Here is a 1,037-nt window from a genome sequence, read left to right as displayed (position 1 = left end):
GATGACATGGTACCTCAAAACCATATGCTGCGATTGATTGATAAAGCAATCAATTGGAACTTTATTTATGATCTGGTTGAAGAAAAATACTGTCCGGATAACGGCCGTCCCAGTATGGATCCCGTTATGCTGATAAAGATACCATTCATTCAGTATCTCTATGGAATAAAAAGCATGCGGCAGACCATGAAAGAGATCGAGGTAAACGTTGCATACCGCTGGTTTCTTGGACTGGACATGCTAGATCCGATACCTCATTTTTCTACATTTGGAAAGAATTATACCCGCCGTTTCAAAGACACAGACCTTTTTGAGCAGATCTTTTCAAAGATATTGGAAGACTGTATGAAATATAATCTTGTAAATACAGGACAGATCTTCGTGGATGCAACACATGTAAAAGCCTGTGCAAACAGTAAAAAAATGCGGAAAAGAGTTGCACATGAACAGGCGCTCTGGTATGAAGAAGAATTAAATAAAGAGATTGAAAAAGACCGCCTGGCACATGGAAAGAAACCATTAAAGAAAAAAGATGATAATCAGCCACCGGCATCCGGTGGAAATGGAAACAATAAAGATTCCAAAGAAGAGAAAATTCCTGAAGATGTAAAAACGCAGAAATGCAGTACCAGTGATCCGGAAAGTGGATGGTTTCGAAAAGGAGAACATAAACATGTTTTTGCATATGCAGTAGAAACTGCATGTGATAAACATGGCTGGATCCTTGGATATACAGTACATCCTGGTAATGAGCATGACAGTCGTACTTTTAAAGCATTATACGATAAGATATCTAAACTGAATCCGCAGATGGTAGTTGCAGATGCAGGATATAAAACTCCGGCAATCGCCCATCAGCTGTTGGAAGATGGAATCCAACCACTTTTTCCGTATACCCGTCCCAAGACCAAAGAAGACTTTTTCGGAAAACACGAATTCGCATATGATGAATACTATGATTGTTATATATGTCCGGGAGCACATATATTGCCATACAGTACAACAAACAGAAGTGGATATAAAGAGTATAAAAGCTG

At 39.1% G+C, this 1,037-nt stretch carries 1 protein-coding gene; it reads left to right on the top strand.

Going from position 1 to position 1,037, the window contains the following annotated elements; all coding sequences use genetic code 11:
* On the top strand, positions 1–1,037 hold a 1,037-nt coding region (locus tag WMO75_RS19590; protein WP_349078858.1), incomplete at both ends, for an IS1182 family transposase.

Source organism: Blautia intestinihominis, assembly GCF_040096655.1.
In the GTDB taxonomy this organism is placed as follows: Bacteria; Bacillota; Clostridia; order Lachnospirales; family Lachnospiraceae; genus Blautia_A; species Blautia_A intestinihominis.
This window is presented reverse-complemented; position numbering and strand designations above follow the sequence as displayed.